At 62.0% G+C, this 17,291-nt stretch carries 14 protein-coding genes; 5 read left to right on the top strand and 9 right to left on the bottom strand.

Annotated features, from left to right (window positions below; genetic code table 11):
- Nucleotides 1–87: 87 nt before the first annotated feature.
- Nucleotides 88–750 carry a calcium-binding protein gene (locus tag JWJ88_RS21110; RefSeq protein WP_205296937.1) on the top strand — a complete coding sequence of 221 codons (663 nt, stop codon included), beginning with the start codon at nucleotides 88–90 and terminating at the stop codon, nucleotides 748–750.
- Nucleotides 751–911: 161 nt separating this feature from the next.
- On the opposite strand, the gene JWJ88_RS21105 is transcribed toward JWJ88_RS21110, so the two are convergent.
- From JWJ88_RS21105 to JWJ88_RS21070, 8 genes are all read right to left on the bottom strand, one after another.
- Complete coding sequence (locus tag JWJ88_RS21105) at nucleotides 912–2,225, bottom strand: type II toxin-antitoxin system HipA family toxin (protein WP_205296936.1); 1,314 nt, start codon at nucleotides 2,223–2,225, stop codon at nucleotides 912–914.
- The gene (locus tag JWJ88_RS21100) at nucleotides 2,225–2,476 is read right to left on the bottom strand and encodes a helix-turn-helix domain-containing protein (protein ID WP_240200383.1); all 252 of its coding nucleotides are present in this window, start codon (nucleotides 2,474–2,476) and stop codon (nucleotides 2,225–2,227) included. The genes JWJ88_RS21105 and JWJ88_RS21100 overlap by 1 nt, the downstream gene beginning before the upstream one ends.
- Before the next feature lie 201 nt (nucleotides 2,477–2,677).
- Nucleotides 2,678–4,147, bottom strand: coding sequence for an aldehyde dehydrogenase (aldA, locus tag JWJ88_RS21095; protein ID WP_205296934.1), 1,470 nt, complete (start codon nucleotides 4,145–4,147; stop codon nucleotides 2,678–2,680).
- A gap of 61 nt (nucleotides 4,148–4,208) precedes the next feature.
- A complete protein-coding gene (locus JWJ88_RS21090) occupies nucleotides 4,209–5,567 on the bottom strand; it encodes an NAD(P)/FAD-dependent oxidoreductase (protein ID WP_205296933.1) in 1,359 nt (452 codons plus the stop codon).
- Between the two features lie 33 nt (nucleotides 5,568–5,600).
- The gene (locus tag JWJ88_RS21085; RefSeq protein ID WP_205296932.1) at nucleotides 5,601–7,454 is read right to left on the bottom strand and encodes an ABC transporter ATP-binding protein; all 1,854 of its coding nucleotides are present in this window, start codon (nucleotides 7,452–7,454) and stop codon (nucleotides 5,601–5,603) included.
- A complete protein-coding gene (locus JWJ88_RS21080) occupies nucleotides 7,451–8,263 on the bottom strand; it encodes an ABC transporter permease (RefSeq protein WP_205297142.1) in 813 nt (270 codons plus the stop codon). Before JWJ88_RS21080 ends, JWJ88_RS21085 begins: the two co-directional genes overlap by 4 nt.
- Nucleotides 8,260–9,207 carry an ABC transporter permease gene (locus JWJ88_RS21075; RefSeq protein ID WP_205297141.1) on the bottom strand — a complete coding sequence of 316 codons (948 nt, stop codon included), beginning with the start codon at nucleotides 9,205–9,207 and terminating at the stop codon, nucleotides 8,260–8,262. Before JWJ88_RS21075 ends, JWJ88_RS21080 begins: the two co-directional genes overlap by 4 nt.
- Before the next feature lie 65 nt (nucleotides 9,208–9,272).
- The gene (locus JWJ88_RS21070; RefSeq protein WP_205297140.1) at nucleotides 9,273–10,802 is read right to left on the bottom strand and encodes an ABC transporter substrate-binding protein; all 1,530 of its coding nucleotides are present in this window, start codon (nucleotides 10,800–10,802) and stop codon (nucleotides 9,273–9,275) included.
- 400 nt (nucleotides 10,803–11,202) lie between these two features.
- Between JWJ88_RS21070 and JWJ88_RS21065 the strand changes: the two genes are divergently transcribed.
- The 4 genes from JWJ88_RS21065 to JWJ88_RS21050 all read left to right on the top strand — a co-directional run bounded on the left by JWJ88_RS21065 (nucleotide 11,203) and on the right by JWJ88_RS21050 (nucleotide 16,500).
- Nucleotides 11,203–13,257: a hydantoinase/oxoprolinase family protein gene (locus tag JWJ88_RS21065; protein ID WP_205297139.1), complete on the top strand. Its 2,055-nt coding sequence runs from the start codon at nucleotides 11,203–11,205 to the stop codon at nucleotides 13,255–13,257.
- Nucleotides 13,258–13,259: 2 nt separating this feature from the next.
- The gene (locus JWJ88_RS21060) at nucleotides 13,260–14,858 is read left to right on the top strand and encodes a hydantoinase B/oxoprolinase family protein (RefSeq protein WP_205297138.1); all 1,599 of its coding nucleotides are present in this window, start codon (nucleotides 13,260–13,262) and stop codon (nucleotides 14,856–14,858) included.
- A gap of 72 nt (nucleotides 14,859–14,930) precedes the next feature.
- Nucleotides 14,931–15,725, top strand: coding sequence for a helix-turn-helix domain-containing protein (locus JWJ88_RS21055; protein WP_205297137.1), 795 nt, complete (start codon nucleotides 14,931–14,933; stop codon nucleotides 15,723–15,725).
- Nucleotides 15,726–15,795: 70 nt separating this feature from the next.
- Nucleotides 15,796–16,500: an SDR family NAD(P)-dependent oxidoreductase gene (locus tag JWJ88_RS21050; protein WP_240200399.1), complete on the top strand. Its 705-nt coding sequence runs from the start codon at nucleotides 15,796–15,798 to the stop codon at nucleotides 16,498–16,500.
- 31 nt (nucleotides 16,501–16,531) lie between these two features.
- Here the strand turns inward: JWJ88_RS21050 and JWJ88_RS21045 are convergent, their stop codons facing one another.
- A complete protein-coding gene (locus tag JWJ88_RS21045; protein ID WP_205297136.1) occupies nucleotides 16,532–17,287 on the bottom strand; it encodes a lipase family protein in 756 nt (251 codons plus the stop codon).
- Nucleotides 17,288–17,291: the final 4 nt, after the last annotated feature.

Raw genomic sequence — 17,291 nt, 5'->3', positions numbered from 1 at the left:
CAGCGGGGCGTCAGCCCATTGGCGTTATCGGTTCGGGATCGGCCGCAATGCGACCGGATCGACATGGAGAATGGAAAGGACGCAAAGATGGTACGCAGGATCGGAACGGACGGGCACAACAGGCTGGACGGCACCAGTTTCGCGGATTTTCTGTTTGGGCGGGGCGGCAACGATCTGTTGCGGGGCTTTGGCGGCAATGACGAATTGTCAGGCGGCGACGGGCGCGACACGCTGTTGGGCGGCGCGGGCAATGACGAGCTGGAGGGCGGTCGCGGCAACGATATCCTGCGCGGCGGGGCGGGCCGCGACGAGCTTGAGGGCGGCAGCGGAAACGACATCCTCGAGGGCGGCACCGGCAATGATGAACTGGACGGCGATTCCGGGAACGACACGCTGCGGGGCGGCGACGGTCACGACGAATTGGACGTTGGCAGCGGTCGCGACCGTCTGTTTGGCGGCGCGGGCAACGACACGCTGGAGGGCGGTCGGGGCAATGATACTCTGATCGGCGGCAAAGGCGCCGATGTGTTTGAGTTCGAGTTCGGAGACGGCCGCGATGTGATCACCGATTTCCGAAACGGTGTGGATCATCTCCATTTTGATGACATGAGCCGAAATCAGGTCCGGTCTGTGATAGAGAATGCCGTCCAGCAAGGCGACGATCTGGCGCTGATACTGAATGGCAACACGACCGTCATTCTCGAAGATTTCCAGAGATCGCAACTGGGTATGGGCGATTTCATCTTCTGAAGAACGATGAATATCTGGCTAGCGACCGCGCGTGGCGTGGTCGCTGGCGAAATAACGCGGCAGGCTGGTCAATCACGCAAGAAAAGGTAAATCAATGGGTCCCGACCCTAGCCGAAAAGTGTCCCTGCGACTGGACACATTCACCGGCCTCTTGCCACAGTCTATCGTTCCTTGGTCAAGAGGCGCTGTGCCCGCTGGTCAAACCCGTGCTTGACAGACTCGAACAAAGCGGCCGGAAAGTCGGTCGGCATCTGCGTCAAGGTTCTGGCGAAGGCCTCTTCTGACCCGGCTTCGATGTCCTGGAAAATCTGCTCGACCTGTTCGCGCGAGAAGCCTGCGGCCAGACCTGTCTCAACAAAATGCCTGCCTTGGATTTCCGAGACCCTGTAATGCCGACCCTTTCCCACCCGCATCGCCAGCTTCATGTCCTTGATCTGAAACTGTCCCGCATCCAGAGAGGGCTGCGCCGTCAGCACGTCGTAAAGCGGTGTCAGGGTAAAACGTCCGCCCGGCATCAGTGCAATGCTGAAGTTTTTCGCATGGCCATCCGTCGCGCCGATCAACCAGAACAACACATTGGCTTTTAAGAAATTGGCGCGGTCGGAAAGCGGCTCGTCGCTTGCTTGCAAAAGCTCGCAGATCTCGACGATGCCGGGACCGCCTTCGTTCTGGTACTTGCGGGTTGGTGGAACCGAGAGCGCCTGGCAGCAATCTTCCTGCGGCAGCCGTATAAACCTTCCATCCCTCGCGTGCAGACGGTCGAAGCGCTGGATGACCAGCGCCTTGGTATCCGCGAATGTCGCGATCTCGGTGTGGGCAACCGACAGTCCGAACGCTTCCAGCAGCCGCAAGCAGAAATGCTCGTTCTCGATGCTGTCGGTCAGGTCCATGCCGTTGGGCAGGGCGCCAATCGCAGGCTTGAGGATATGCGTTGTCGGGGTCGTGCCGGTGGGTTCGATCCACTGGCCGTTGTGGAGCAGCAGAGCGGTCTTTTCCTGCGCTCCTGCAACGGAAATCCGGAAATCGCGGTCGCGTCGGATACCAAGCGGTGTGCCCCTGAGATCCTTGAGCATGGCGGCGATTTCATTGTCGCCAAGGGGCTCGCCCGCCAGCGTGTCGGTGGTGTCGGGCACCTCGCCCTCGGGCAGGAATTGCAGGGCGCCTACGCAGTCCCGCCCGATCCGGGCAAGCAGGCTATAGGCGTCCAGCCCGTCCGCGCCGACACGTTCGGCTACGCGTCTGCGAATATCGTCGCTGTCGGGCAGCAGGTTGTCGAATACCGCGATGACCGGCGGGCCGATATAACGCTCGGGACGCAGCGGCAGGGATCGCGAGACAGGCAGCCTGTTCTGCCACGCCAACCATTCCGGGGCATAGGTAAAGGCAAATGCGCCGTCGGGTTCGCGGAAGAACTGCCCCACCTTTCGGCGGTTCATGAATACATCAAGCGGCGCATAGGTGCGTTTGCGCCCCATCAGAAAATATCTTCCAGATCGCTGGGCTTCATCTTGCTGCGCGGGACAATGTGAATTTCAAGATCAAGCGCCGCGAGCAGGTCGAAGATCGTGTCCAGCTTTGCCCCGCTGGCGCTGGTCTCGATATTCGAGATCGTGCGCTGCCAGACGCCTGCGCGACGGGCAAGGTCGGTCTGCGTCAGCTTTCTGGCCTTGCGCGCATTGCGAAGGACATTGCCGATATCTTTTGTAGTGCGGGCGATCTGATCCATCATTGCGATCCTTTCCGCACGAATATGATTGTTGGATCATTTTTTGTCAATATGTCGCCAAGATCATAAAGATAACAAATGATCTTCAGATAATAAAATGACCTTATGATCTTTAGATCATGCCCTCATAGGTCCCTGCCCGGCAAAGGCCGGCCGATGACCGGCCGGCCTCGTTATCTTAATGCGCGTAATCGGGGGACGTCAGCCAGCGATATAGACGACGTGGGTTTCGGTGAACTCATAAAGCCCATGCTTGCCGTCTGCGCCCCCGATGCCGGACTTGCGGCGGCCGGCGTGGAAGCCCTGCATCGCCTCGAAATTCTCGCGGTTGATGTAGGTTTCGCCGAACTTCAGCTCGCGCGCGGCCTGCATCGCCGCATTGAGGTCGCGCGTATAGATCGAAGAGGTCAGGCCATATTCGCTGTCATTCGCCAAAGCGATGGCCTCATCCAGACCGTCCACCACCTGAATCGGCAGAACCGGCCCAAAGGTTTCGCGCTGCATGATATCCATCTTTTCCGTGGCACCCGTGATCAGTGTGGGCTCATAATGGAACCCCTGCCCCAGATCGGCGGCCTTGCCGCCGATGATCACCTGCGCGCCCTGCTCGCGGGCAAGGTCCACGGCGCGGGCCACTTTTTCCAGCCCGGCCTGACTGACCAAAGGCCCCATGTGCAGATCCTCCAGAACCGACGGATCGCCATAGCGCGTGGCTTCGAACAGCGCCTTCATCTTTTCCACGAATGCGTTGTGGACCGGGCGCTCGACATAGACGCGCTCGGCGCAGTTGCAGACCTGTCCGGTATTGATGACGCGCGAATCGTAGATCGCCTGCGCTGCCAGATCCAGATCGGCATCCTTCAGCACGATGGCCGGGGCCTTGCCGCCCAGTTCCAGATTGACCCGCGTCAGGTTTTTGGCGGCCAGTTGCATGATATGTGAACCGGTCGCGACACTGCCGGTGAATGTGATCAGGTCCACGCCGGGGTGTGAGGCCAGCGCCTCGCCCGAGACGTGACCGCGGCCGCCGATCAGGTTGAATACGCCGGCGGGCAGATCGGTTTCCGCCAGAAGCTCGGCAAAGAGATAGGCGTTCAGCGGGGTTTCCTCGCTGGGCTTGATGACGATGGTGTTGCCGGTCACCAGCGCCGGGGCCATCTTGCGCGCGATCAGGAAAAACGGAAAGTTCCACGGCAGGATGCCCGCCACCACGCCGACCGGCTTGCGCAGCAACAGCATGGTTTCGTTCGGGCGGTCGCTCGTCAGCACCTCGCCTTCGATGCGGCGGGCCCATTCGGCCATGTAGTCGATGTAATCGGCGGTAAAATCGACCTCAACCTGCGCCAACCCGCGGATCTTGCCCTGTTCCTTGACGATCAGATCCGCCAGTTCCAGCCGGTGCTCGCGCAGCTTGGCCGAGATCTTGCGCAGATAGCCCGCGCGTTCGATGGCCGGCAGCTTTTCCCACGCCCCTTGCGCATGACGAGCGGCCTTGACGGCGACATCGACCTGATCGGCATCGGTTTCGGGAATACGACCCAGAAGCGTGCCGGTGGCGGGGTTCAGGACGTCGATCATCTCGGCCCCGTTATCGGTAAAGCGGCCGTCGATATAGTTGCGCCAGTCGCGCGGCTGATCAGAAAATGCTTGGGCGGGGGTGCGATGGGTCATGCTGGTTCCTCCATTCAGATGTTCGATTTGGATCGGGGTCCGGGGCGGCGGCCGGGCTGTTTCAGGCGGCCGCGGACTTCGGTCGAAGGCCCTGCGCCTTGGTCGCGCCATAACGGGGCCGTAGCCGGCTGATATCGAACACCTTCGCATCAACCCGGGTACGATCGCCGGTAATCAGGTCGGCCATCAGTTGTCCCGCCCCCGGCCCGATACCGAAACCATGCCCCGAAAAGCCCGAGGCGACATGCAGCCCGGGAACCGTATGAACCGGACTGATGACCGGGATCGCATCGGGCGTCGCATCCATCACCCCCGACCATTCGTGCCGGACCCGCGCGTCGGCAAAGCCCGGGAACGCCCGCGCCAGATTGCGCAGCGCCTTGCGGGTAAAGCCGGGGACCGCAGGGGGGTCCATCGTCCGACAGACCTCGAACGGGGTCTGCTCATCGGCGCGCCATTTTCGCTTTGTCATCATTTCCTGAAAGAACGTGCCGTTGAACCGCAGGCTGAGTTCGCGCCATGTCGTCAGGAAGGTGGGGAAGAAGTCGGTCAGCAGCCGGAAATGATCGGGGGTCAGCGGCGCAAGGCTCTTGTTCCTGACCGCGACGGTAAACCCGCCGTCCAGCCGCTTGCGATAGGCAAAGTCACCCGCGCCGACGGGCATGTCGGTCAGCCCCTGAACCCCATCCACGCAGGCCACGGGGCCGATCACTTTCAACTGTGGAAAGTCCAGCCCCATGTTGCCCAGAAGCAGACGCGACCAGATCCCGCCCGCGATGACTACCGATTGGCAACGGATCTCGCCGCGCTCGGTCACCACGGCATTGATCCGCCCTGCCGCCGTCTCGATCGTGCGCACGGCGCAGTTGGTCAGGATATGAGCGCCTTTTTCGCGGGCGGCCTCTGCCATGGCCGGGACCGCGATCCACGGCTCTGCCCGGCCGTCCGAGGCGGTATGCAGGACACCAAGGATGCCGCCGTTATTGCCCGGCAGCTTCTGTGCGATTTCGGCCTGCGACAGCATCCGTGCGTCCAGATCGTGACGGCGGCCGATCTCTTCCCAGGTCAGCCAGCCTTTCAGGTCACGCCGGTTATAGGACAGATAGCTGATGCCGGTGCGCCGCCAGCCTGTCTCGCGGCCGATGCGGGCGTTCATCTGCGACCACATCTCGACCGAATGCATGCACAAGGGCAGTTCGCGTTCATCCCGGCCCATCTGCCGCGTCCAGCCCCAGTTGCGGCTGGATTGTTCGCCCGCGATCACGCCTTTTTCGCAAAGCGCGACCGAGACCCCGCGCTCGGCCAGTTCCAGCGCGGTCGTCACGCCGATGATGCCGCCGCCGACGATTACCACATCGACGGCCGCAGGAAGGGTATCGTCACCGACGAAGGGGGCGACGGGAATGGAAAGCGTGGTCATAGCTGAGGCTCGCATACTCAAAGGGGGCTGGCGTCATTGCCAGTCATCCCCGGTTTCCAGAACGAAGTGATCGTCCGAAATCTCAAGATAACGCCGTTCGGGATGCTTATAGTCAGCCGACCGGACCGGGCTGTGCAATTCAGTGACAGCCACGGTGCTGCGCTGATGCCGGCGCGCGGGATCGGGGACGGGCACAGCCCCCAAAAGGCGGCGGGTATAGGGATGGCGCGGATTGTCGAAGATGGCGGCGCGCGGGCCGATCTCGACGATCTCGCCCAGATACATCACCGCAATCCGGTGGCTGATACGCTCGACCACCGCCATGTCATGGCTGATGAAGACGAACCCCAGCCCCATCTCTTGCTGCAAATCCATCATCAGGTTGACGACCTGCGTCTTCATGGTGACGTCCAGCGCCGAGACCGCCTCGTCCGCCACGATGACCTTGGGTTTCATCACCAGCGCCCGTGCGACGCAGATCCGCTGGCGCTGCCCACCCGAGAACTCATGCGGATAACGCCCGGCCATATCCGGCTTCAGCCCGACGCGGCCCAGCAGCGAGGCAGCTATCTGTCGCTCTTCCGCCGCGCTGACCTTGCCGTGAATGCGCAAGGGTTCGGTGATCGCTTCGCCCACGCGCAGCCGGGGATTGAGGCTGGCATAGGGGTCCTGAAAGATCATCTGGATGTCATGCGCACGTTCCGCGGCGGGGATCGCCTGAAGATCGCGTCCGGCCAGCGTGATCTGCCCCGAATCCTTGGGATGCAGGCCGGTGATCAGTTTTCCCGTCGTCGATTTCCCGCAACCGGATTCGCCGACGATGGACAGCGTCTCGCCCCGACGCAGGGTGAAGTTCACCCCCTCGACCGCATGGACGCGCGCAACCGTCCGTTTGAAAAGCTTGCTCTGGATGGCAAAGCGTTTGGAAAGATCGCGGACCTCTAGCAGATAGGGCGGTTCGGGATGCAGCGTATCGGGCCGGGCAACGGGTTCCGTCACCTTGCCACTGGCAATGTCGAAGATCGGATAGGGCGTAGGGGCCCCCTTGCCGGCCATTGAGCCCAGCCGGGGCACGGCGGACAAAAGTGCCCGGGTATAGGTTCTGGATGGATTTCGGAAAATCTGTTCCGTTGTGCCCGCCTCGATCACGTCGCCATGATACATTACCAGCGTGCGGTCGGATACCTCGGCCACCACGCCCATGTCATGGGTGATGAAGATCACCCCCATGCCGCTTTCCGCCTGAAGTTCCTTGATCAGGCTCAGGACCTGGGCCTGAATGGTCACGTCCAGCGCCGTCGTGGGCTCGTCCGCGATCAGCAGGTCCGGCTGGCAGGCCAGCGCCGCCGCGATCATCACCCGCTGCCGCATCCCACCCGAGAACTGATGAGGATAAGCGTCATAGCGGCTTTTGGCCGAGGGAATCCGCACCCGGTCCATCATCGCCAGCGCCTCGGCCCGCGCCTCGGAAGGGCTGACACGGCGGTGCATCAGGATCGCCTCGGCGATCTGCGCGCCGATGGTCATCACCGGGTTCAGGGATGTCATCGGCTCCTGAAAGATCATCGAGATCCGGTCGCCCCGGATCCGCTCCATCTGCCGTTCGCCCAGTTGCAAAAGATCGGTGCCCCGGAACATCGCCTGCCCCGAGATCCGCGTGCCCTCGCGCGGCAAAAGCTGCATGAGCGCCATCGAGGTAACGCTTTTGCCCGAGCCGGATTCGCCGACGATGGCCAGCGTCTCGCCGCCGTGGACGCTGAAGCCGACATTGCGGACCACATCGTTCCAGTCCGCGCCGCGGCGGAACCCGACGGTCAGGTCCGAGACCTGCAACAGGGGGTGTTCGGCGGATTGCATCGCAGTCATGTCCGTCTGATCCTGGTTCATACGCCCGAACTCCGCCTTGGATCGAAGAGCTGTCGCAGATGGTCGCAGAATGCGTTCAGCACCAGCACCAAAACGATCAGCGACAGGCAAGGGGCCAGCAGCAGCCACGGCTCTTGCGCAAAGGTGGCGCGCGCGGCGCCGATCATCATCCCCAGCGATGGCTGAGGCGGCAGCACGCCCAGACCCAGGAACGACAGGCCGGATTCAAGGATGACCGACATCACCACGACAAAGCTGAACTGCACGAACAGCGGGCCGGCGATATTTGGCAGGATGGTGCGAAAGACGATCCGCCATGCCGGCGCACCCATCAGCTTGACCGCATCGACATAGTCCTGGCCCCGGACGGTCATCACGCTGGCATGGGCCACGCGGGTAAAACTGGGCACAAAGACCAGCGCCAGCACCGGCACCAGCGTCGCAGGCCCGGCACCGTAAAGCGTCGCGGCCAGCATCGCCAGCAGCAGGGGCGGAAAGCACAAGATCACGTCCATGATGCGCAGGGACAATGCCTCGGAAAAACCGCGCACATAGCCCGCGACGACGCCGATCGTGACCCCTATCACGGCTGCGATCACCGCCGCCCCGCCCGAGATCACGATGGCCGAGCGCATCGCGTGGATCAGCCGCGACAGCAGGTCGCGCCCGTATTCATCCTGACCCAACGGATGCGCCACCGAAGGTCCGGCAAACCGCGCGGCCACGTCGATGGCCAGCGGATCGGCCAGAGGCAGCAAGGGTCCGATGAAAGCGATGGCGAGGATCAATGCCATAAGAATGCCCGAGGGGCTTTGGAAGGCCTGTTTCATTTGCGCACCCTCGGATCTGTGATGCCGTAGATGACGTCCACCAGCAGGTTCAGCCCGATGTAGAAGGCCGAGACGACGACGATCACTCCGGTGACGACGGGATAGTCCCGGGCGTTGACGCCCGCGACCAGCATCCCTGACAGGCCCGGCCAGTTAAAGACGGTCTCGACCAGCACCGTGCCGGCCAGCAGTCCGCCCAATTGCAGCGCGAAAACGGTTATGACCGGCATCAGCGCGTTGCGCAGCGCATGACGGATCACCACCCTGCGCGCAGGCACGCCCTTGGCGCGCGCGGTGCGAATGAAATCCAGCGGCAATACATCCAGCATCGAGGCGCGCGTGATGCGAAAGACGATCGCCGAAAGCCCGATCGCGATGGTCGCGGCAGGCAGGATCAGCAGCAGCAGATGCTTGCCCGGATCACGCGAGATCGGTGCGAACCCTCCGGCCGGAAGCCAGCCCAGAATCTGTGCGAACACCACCACCACCAGCGTGCCCAGAACGAAGACCGGCACCGATTGCGCCGTCCCCGCCGCCATCGAAGCGATCCGCGAAAACTGGCTTTTGGGCCGCAATGCCGACAGCACCCCGGCCGGAATACCGATCAGCAGGCTGAGAATGCCGGCCGCCGCGATCAGCTCCAGCGTGCGTGGCAGACGCCGCATCACTTCTTTGCCGACCGAACTGCCGTCAACCATCGAAACGCCCAGATCACCACGCAGCATCCCGGCCATATTATGGCGGTATTGTTCGAACAGCGGACGGTTCAGCCCCAGCTGTTCACGCAGCATCTCGACCATCAGCGGATCGGGCGAGCCGCCGTCCTGCGACAGCAAAAGCTCGGCCGGGTCGCCGGGGACGAAATGGATGGACAGGAAGACCAGTGAGATCACCACCCAAAGCATGACGAGGCTTTGGGCCACGCGTCGAAGGAACCACCCCATCAGGCCGCCTTTCGTTTGGATCAGTCAGTAAGGGCCGGGCACAATCCTGCGCCCGGCAGGAAGGCTCAGGCCAGTTTCAGCTTGTCAAACAGCACCGAGGAGAACGGAGAAAGCTGGTCGGGCAGCATGGCCAGATCCTGAACGCCCGCCTTTGCGGCAAAGCCGGTCGCACGATAGCACAGCCCGCAGATCGAGGTTGCATCAAGAACCATCTGGTCCGCCTGCCGATAAATCTCGACCCGCTTGGCCGCATCCATTTCGCCGCGACCTTGTTCCAGAAGATCGCTCAGACCCTCGACTTTGAAATTGCGGCTGCGCAGGTATGTTGGCGACAGCGACGGGTCGATCAGCGTCGTCACGGCGTCGGGGTCCAGATTGTCCAGTCCCACCCCCTGAACCGCAAAATCGCCCGCGCCCTGATTGCCCAGGTTCACCCGCGTTGCCCAGTCGGGCATGGTCAGGTTGACGGTGATCCCGATCTCGGCCAGTTGCGCCTGCACCAGAACTGCCGTGTCACGATGCATGGAGTATTGCGAGGTGGCCAGCAGCGATACCGTCAGCCCGTTTTCATGCCCGGCCTCTTTCAGCAGCGCCTTGGCCCGTTCGGGGTCATAGCCCCAGAACGCCGCCTGATCGTCGTGGTGGAAGGGGCTGCCCGCCGTGCGCGGCAGGCCGGTCATCTCGGCGCCGAAGCCAAAGAAGATCGACTTGACGAACTCATCCCGCCGCAGGCCAAAGGCCACAGCCTGACGCAGGCGCGGATCGGCAAATACGCCATCCCCGTTGAAGCTAAGATACATGAAGGCGCCGGCATCGGCCTTGTGAAGCGCCAAGGCGGGGTTCCGGTCGATCGAGGCCATCGCCGACCACGGCACATAGTCGATCATATCGACGTCCCCTGCACTCAGCGCCGCGACCCGCGCGCTTTCATCGGCATAGGGGGTGATGACGATCCCGGACAGTGCCGGCAGGCCGGGTTTGAAATAATGCTCATTGGGCTCCAGCTCGATCGAAACGCCCTTCTCGGCGTAGGCGATGCGATAAGGACCTGCGCCGATCCCCTGATCCTCGGAATCGGTAGAGCCGGACTTGATGATCGACAGGAACGGAAAGGTCATCAGCGCCGGAACGGTGGCCAGCGGCGATTCGGTGGTCAAGCGGAAATTGCGCTCGTCAATCACCTCGAATCCTGTGATGGTGCGCAGGGCATCGAACATATAGGCGCCGGAACCATCGGCCCTGATCTGTTCGAAAGTCCATTCCACGTCTTGCGCGGTAACGGGGCTACCGTCGTGGAAATGCGTCTCTCGCAGGGTAAAGCGCCAGGTCTCGGGGGTCTCGTTTTCCCAGCTTTCGGCCAGTTCTCCGACAAGCTCGCCCTGTTCGTTATAGTTGATCAGGTTGCGATTGATCAGCGAACTCAGCAGATGACCGGAATAACCGACATTCACCCAGGGGCGCAGATGCGGCGGATAGGTGGACAACCCGATTCGCAGGCTCTGTGCCCCCTGCGCATGGGCAAAACGTCCCCCCAGTGCCAGAACGGCGCCCGAGGCGGTGGCGATCTTCAACAAGTTTCGTCTGTTAAGTTGCATGACTTGCTTTCCCTGCTGTCGCCCGCTTGAGGGGGCGGTTATCGAAGCCTCGGCCATGGGCCGCCACAGGTGATGCCTGGGTGGTTTCACTGCGAGAAGGTTGCGGTTCATTTTTTCTTCGGTCAAGTATATTCCATCTATCAGATGACAATTTATTATTAATTCCTATTATAAGAATTATAGCACTCATTCTGCTTATTTTGCGGGCGGATCTTTCCTCAGATTTCCTCTTTTATTCTGATTATCAGTATAAGATTTATTTTTTGTCCCAACTGTAAGAATTTGATTGACCACTGTCAGATTCGAGGACTGATATGGCCCAGGTCAACCGGGGCAGAAAAGGCGGGCGGCCAACCGATTGCCGCAGCCCTACGCCCGACAACTGATGCAGGGAAAACGTATGACTTGGCGTATCGGCGTGGATTCCGGCGGCACATTCACGGATGTCTGCCTGTTCAATGACACCTCTGGCGAGGTGACGATCTGGAAAGTCTCCTCAACCCCCGACGATCCGTCACGCGGCATTACGCAGGGTGTGTCCGAAGGGCTTGAGCGCGTCTCGGCCACGGCCGACGAGGTCGACTTTCTGGGCCACGGCACGACCGTCGCCACGAATGCGTTGATCCAGGGCCGTGGCGTCAAGACCGGCCTGATCACCACCGACGGTTTCCGCGACCTGCTGGAAATCGGCCGGCAAAAGCGCCCCGACCTTTACGATCTGCAAGCCGACAAGCCCGAAACGCTGGTTGCGCGCGATCTGCGCCTTGGCGTGGTCGAGCGTATGCGGGCAGACGGCTCGGTCGAAGAGGCGCTGGACGAAGAGGCCTTTCGCGAAGCCGTGCGAGAGCTGAAGGCGCAAGGCGTCAAGTCGCTTGCGGTCTCCTTTCTCTACAGCTTTCTCAACGATGCACATGAACGCCGCGCTGCCGCGATCATCGCCGAGGAATTCCCCGACGCATTTACGGCCATCTCGTCGGATATCGCCCCCGAATTCCGTGAATACGAGCGGCTGTCGACCACCGTGGTCAACGCCTATCTCGGGCCGGTGATGCAGGGCTATGTCCGTGCGCTGAAAAAGAAGCTGGCCGATCTGGGTCTGAAGATCGCTCCGCAGTTGACACAATCGAATGGCGGTGTGATCGCCTTTGACACTGCGGCCGAAATGCCGGTGCGAACGGTGCTGTCGGGTCCCTCGACCGGCGTGGTGGCCGCGCAGGCGATCGGTCGGATGACCGGAATCAAGAACCTGATCACCTTTGACATGGGTGGCACAAGTTCGGATGTCGCGCTGCTGTCGGGCGGAGAATGCCGGGTGGTAAACGAGGCGGTCGTGCATGGCTATCCACTGAAGGTGCCGATGCTCGATATCCATACCGTCGGTGCGGGCGGCGGCTCGATCGCCTATGTGGACAACGGTGGGCTTTTGAAGGTGGGACCGCGCAGCGCCGGTGCTAATCCCGGTCCTGCCTGCTACGGGCTTGGCAATGATGAGCCGACGGTCACCGACGCCAATGTCGTCCTGCAAACGCAAAACCCCGAATACCTGTTGAACGGTCGTATGAAGATCGACCGTCAGCTTTCGGTGGCGGCGATCCAGAAGCTGGCCGACAAGCTGGGCATGGAGATACTGGAAACCGCAAATGGCATCCTTGATATCGTCGTTGCGAACATGGCCAAGGCGATCCGGGTGATCTCGGTCCAGCGGGGCCACGATCCGCGCGACTATACGCTGGTGGCATTTGGCGGCGCAGGCCCCGTGCAGGCCGCCCGTCTGGCGCAAGAGCTGGGCATGAGCCGCGTCCTGATCCCGCGCACGCCCGGCGTGCTATGCGCCTTGGGTCTTTTGATGACCGATCTGCGCAGCGACTTTTCAGCCACCAGCCTGATGCGGCTGGATCAGGCCACCCCCGACACGGTCGCCGCAATCTTTGCCGACCTGCAGTCGCGCGCGGAACTTTGGTTCGAGGCCGAGGGCATCGCCCCGCAAGCCCGCGTGCTCAATCTGGCCGTCGACGTGCGTTATGCCGGCCAGAACTATGAAATCGCCATCGCGCTGCCCGATGGTCCGATCACGGACGCCACGTTCGATTCCATTCGCGAGGGCTTTCTTGCCGCGCACCGCCAGCTATATGGTTTCGTCGCCGAGGGAGAGCCGATGCAGCTTGTCACCTTCCGCGCCGCCGCCAGCGGCCTTGTGCAAAAGGCCGATTTTGCACCCCAGCCGCTGGAGGGAAGCGACTCTGGCGCCGCCGTCACCGGCTCTCGCCCGGTCTGGATGGTCGAACGTCGGGATTTCGTGGAAACGACACTATACGACCGCGCGCTTTTGAAAGCGGGCAATGTCGTTCAAGGCCCGGCGATCATCGACCAGATGGATTCCACCACCGTCGTCCCGCCCGGCATGTCTGCGACCGTAGATGCCTATCTGAACCTCATTCTGGAGGCGAGCAAGTGAACATGACCACCCGCCTGAAGCTTAACCCGATCACGGTCGAGGTCATCGGATCGGCCTTTGCCTCGACCGTCGAGGAAATGGGCGAGGCGCTCGTGCGTGCCTCATATTCCACCAACATCAAGGAACGCCGCGACTGTTCGACCGCGCTTTTCGATGCCGAGGGGCGGATGCTGTGCCAGGCAGAGCACATCCCGATGCATCTGGGCAGTTTCATTGGTTTCATCCCGTGGATCCTGACCCATTTCGGTCAGGACAACATCCACCCCGGCGACGTGTTCATGGGCAATGACGCCTATGAGGGCGGCGGGACCCACCTGCCCGACATCGTTCTGGCCGAGCCGATCTTCGTCGAGAACAAACTGGTGGCCTGGGCGATCAACACCGCCCATCACTCGGATTTCGCCGACCGCGGCCACGCCCATATCTATCAGGAGGGGTTGCGCATCCCACCTGTGCGCCTCTATCGGCAAGGCGAGTTGCAAGAGGATATCCAGCGCCTGTTCCTGCTGAACTGTCAGGTGCCGGCCGAGCGTATCTCGGATCTGCGGGCGCAGTTGGCGGCAAACCGGCTGGGCACGATCCGCATGACCGAGCTGTGCGCGAAATACGGGCTGGAGACGGTGCTGGCCGCCGGCGCCGAACTGATGGATTACGCCGAACGCAAAATGCGCGCAGGCATCAGCGCCATTCCCGACGGGCGCTATACCTTCTCGGACGTATTTGACAGCGAGGCGCTGGACCAGCCGCTGGACCTGTCGGTCACGATCGACGTCAAGGGGGACGAAATCGCGCTTGATTTCGTCAGCCCGCCGCAGGTCCGCGCCGGTCTCAACGTGGTTTATACCGCACTGCTCGCGACGGTCTATTACGCCGTCAAGACCGTTGTTGATCCGACCGTGCTGCCCAACGCGGGTCTTGCCCGTCCCATCACCGTTACCGCGCAGGAGGGCACGCTGTTGCGTTGCGCCCATCCGGCAGCGGTGGATGGTCGCATCACCGCGTGCCAGCGGGTCGTCGACCTGATCCACGGGGCCCTTGCCCCGGTCGTGCCGCATCGGGTCACCGCAGCGTCCAACGGCTCGGTCGCGGTGGCCAGCTTCAACGGGCGGCGCGAGGATGGCTCGCTGTGGGTTTATCTGGAAACCATCGGCGGCGGCTTTGGCGCCCGTCATAACAAGGACGGGCTGGACGGGGTGCATGTCCATATGACCAACACCTCGAACCTGCCGGTCGAGGCGCTGGAGAACGAATACCCCATCACCCTGCGGCGCTATGAGCTTGTGGACGGGTCCGGCGGTAACGGCCAGTTCGTCGGGGGCATGGGGCTGCGAAGAGTCTATCGTGCAGAAAAGCCCTGCCGTGTGCAGGTCATGGGCGCGCGCCTTGGTTCCCAGCCTTGGGGGTTGGACAAAGGCCAGCCGGGCGCCAGCGGCTATTTCACCCTGAACGGTCGGCAAAGCGGCTTTGAACGGGATGCGGTGGACCTGGAAGCCGGCGATGTTCTGGAGATCGTCACCCCCGGCGCGGGGGGATATGGCGACCCCGATCTGCGCGACCCTGTCGCCCGTTCCCGCGATCTGCGCGAAAAACGCTTTGTCTAAGACGCGCAAACCTTGACTTGTCCGCCGTTCCCGCCAAACCCGGAACGGCGGTAAAGCCTTCAGGAGCGACATTTGGCCAGACAATCATCCTCGAATGCAGGGCGTGCGGCGGAAATCCTGATCCTGCTGGGACAGGCCGATCGCAAGGGTATGGCTCTGGCCGCCTTGGCAGAAGCCACCGGCGAGGCGAAATCCTCGGTCCACCGGACCCTGGTCGCGCTTGCCGATTACGGTCTTGTCGTTCAAAGCGGCAATCGCGCAAACTATATGCTTGGCCCTGCCGCCTATGCGCTGGCCCATCGCAGCATTGGCGTGAACGAGATCGTGGCAACCTATCGCCCTGCGCTGGTCAACATCACGGCACGCACGCAGTTTTCCACCTATCTGATGGTGCGGTCAGGGCTCGACACGATCTGTCTGGACTATCAGATGGGCCAGATCGCCGCGCAGCCCTATGTCTCTGGCATTGGCGGCCGCATTCCCTTGGGGGTCGGCATCTCGGGTGTCTGCATTCTGGGCATGATGGACGCCCGCAGTCGTGGCCATTGCCTGAACATGATCGAGGCGCGACTGGCGGAATGGGAACTCAGCCGTGCCCAGATCGAGGGTGAAATCGCCGAGTTTCTTCGCAACGGCTTTATGCGCGGCATCCGGCGCAGCGCGGGAATCGAAAGCCTGACTTTGACCTTGCCGATCAGAAACGACAGTCTGCGCGGCATGGAAACGGCAATCTCGTTGCTCGCGCCGCTGAATATTCTGGACGAAGCGGCCGAGCGGAACGCCATCGCGATCATGGGTGCGGCGATCCACGAAGCTGAACATCACGCTGACGTTCTGCCACATAACGAGGATGCCGGCGCGAAATAACCGACCCGCAGGCAGCACATCCCCGCCCGGTGTCGAACCATACAGAGCCGTCAGGCGCAATGGAGAGGAAATGATGGCTCGGACCGTGATGATTTCAGGGGCCTCGCGCGGTATCGGTGCCGCGATTGCGGCACGGATGCTTGCCGCGGGCTGGAATGTCAGTCTGGGGCTTCGGCACCCAGAGAATGCCGGGCAGACGACGGATACGCGACTGCTTTGCCGCTATGACGCGCTGGACCCGGCATCCGAGCCTGATTGGATAGACGCGACCATTGCCCGGTTCGGACGGCTCGACGGGCTGGTCCTGAATGCCGGAATCCATAGCCGGGCCACCGTGCTGGAGGCGCAAGAGGATGAATTCGACCGGCTGATCGCGATCAACGTGAAGTCACCCCTGCGGCTGGCGCAGCTTGCCTGGCCGCATCTGGAGGCCCTGCCCCAGGGCAAACCCCATCCCGGCCGGATCGTGCTGATGTCGTCCCTGTCCGGCAAGCGCGTGAAATCTGCCGGATCGGGGCTTTACGGCATATCGAAATTCGCACTGATGGGGCTGGCGCAAGGGTTGCGGCAATGCGGGCGCGACAATCTGGTGCGCACCACCGCGATTTGTCCCAGTTTTGTGGCAACAGAGATGGCGGCAGGTATGGTCCAGAACATGACCGAACTGACCCGACCCGAAGACATCGCCGTAATCGCAGAAACCGTACTGAACCTGCCCCCCACGGCCTCGATCGCGGATATCCCCGTCCATTGGTCGGTCGAGGACTGCTATTGAGATGACAGAAGCCTGCCTCTCTGGCCTGATGCTACTGTGTGAACCGGCGTAGTATATCGCGCATCGTCAGTTCCGGATCGAACCTGCCATGTTCAAGAAATTCAACCGTCTGGCCGATCACCAACGGGCTGTTCATCAACCAGGTGTGCGTCACCGGCAGCACGATGTGATCAGTCATCCCCTGAACCATCGTGCTGGCAATGGAAACCTTGCCGTCGTTGTCCCCCTCGATCAGCGAGGACAGCAACGGGTTGAACGACCGGCTTCCCGCGATCACGCCCAGTTCGAAATCCACCGGGCCGAGCTGATAGGGCAGCCCGTCCGGGCCGGTGCCGAGTTGCAGCCCGGCCGGCCCGGTGAAAAAGCGGTAGAGCGCCAAATCGCCAAGCGCATCCACGATCTCTGATCCTTGATTGGGCGGCGCGAGCATGACGACCCGGCCCATGTTCTCGGGCCGGTTGTCGTTCAGCCAGGCGCGGGCAAGGATACCGCCCATCGAATGGGTGACAAAGTTCACTCGCTTGTCACCGCATTCCTCGACCGCACCATCGACATAACCCAGCAATTCCTGAACCGTCGCCTCGGTCGAGGGATAGTGCAGGTTGACCACTTGGTAGCCAAGGGCGGCAAACGCCTGCTCCACGATCACAAACGAGATTTCGGTGCGCCCAAGTCCATGCATCAGCACCACGCATTGGTCTGCGGCGGGACCGTCGTCGGCATCCTCTGCGCCCGAGGGCTGAGCCAGAAGGGCGACAAGAAGCGGGGTGAGGAACAATCTGCGCATGGCC

Source organism: Paracoccus methylovorus (genome assembly GCF_016919705.1).
Taxonomy (GTDB): Bacteria; Pseudomonadota; Alphaproteobacteria; order Rhodobacterales; family Rhodobacteraceae; genus Paracoccus; species Paracoccus methylovorus.
Note: the sequence above shows the minus strand (reverse complement) of the source record. Positions and strands in the feature narration are given on the sequence as shown.

Bases quoted from the DNA above. Each gene is read 5' to 3' on its own strand.
- JWJ88_RS21110 (WP_205296937.1), top strand. From the start codon at position 88: ATGGTACGCAGGATCGGAACGGACGGGCACAACAGGCTGGACGGCACC.
- JWJ88_RS21105 (WP_205296936.1), bottom strand. From the start codon at position 2,225: ATGGGGCGCAAACGCACCTATGCGCCGCTTGATGTATTCATGAACCGC.
- JWJ88_RS21100 (WP_240200383.1), bottom strand. From the start codon at position 2,476: ATGGATCAGATCGCCCGCACTACAAAAGATATCGGCAATGTCCTTCGC.
- aldA (WP_205296934.1), bottom strand. From the start codon at position 4,147: ATGACCCATCGCACCCCCGCCCAAGCATTTTCTGATCAGCCGCGCGAC.
- JWJ88_RS21090 (WP_205296933.1), bottom strand. From the start codon at position 5,567: ATGACCACGCTTTCCATTCCCGTCGCCCCCTTCGTCGGTGACGATACC.
- JWJ88_RS21085 (WP_205296932.1), bottom strand. From the start codon at position 7,454: ATGAACCAGGATCAGACGGACATGACTGCGATGCAATCCGCCGAACAC.
- JWJ88_RS21080 (WP_205297142.1), bottom strand. From the start codon at position 8,263: ATGAAACAGGCCTTCCAAAGCCCCTCGGGCATTCTTATGGCATTGATC.
- JWJ88_RS21075 (WP_205297141.1), bottom strand. From the start codon at position 9,207: ATGGGGTGGTTCCTTCGACGCGTGGCCCAAAGCCTCGTCATGCTTTGG.
- JWJ88_RS21070 (WP_205297140.1), bottom strand. From the start codon at position 10,802: ATGCAACTTAACAGACGAAACTTGTTGAAGATCGCCACCGCCTCGGGC.
- JWJ88_RS21065 (WP_205297139.1), top strand. From the start codon at position 11,203: ATGACTTGGCGTATCGGCGTGGATTCCGGCGGCACATTCACGGATGTC.
- JWJ88_RS21060 (WP_205297138.1), top strand. From the start codon at position 13,260: ATGACCACCCGCCTGAAGCTTAACCCGATCACGGTCGAGGTCATCGGA.
- JWJ88_RS21050 (WP_240200399.1), top strand. From the start codon at position 15,796: ATGATGGCTCGGACCGTGATGATTTCAGGGGCCTCGCGCGGTATCGGT.
- JWJ88_RS21045 (WP_205297136.1), bottom strand. From the start codon at position 17,287: ATGCGCAGATTGTTCCTCACCCCGCTTCTTGTCGCCCTTCTGGCTCAG.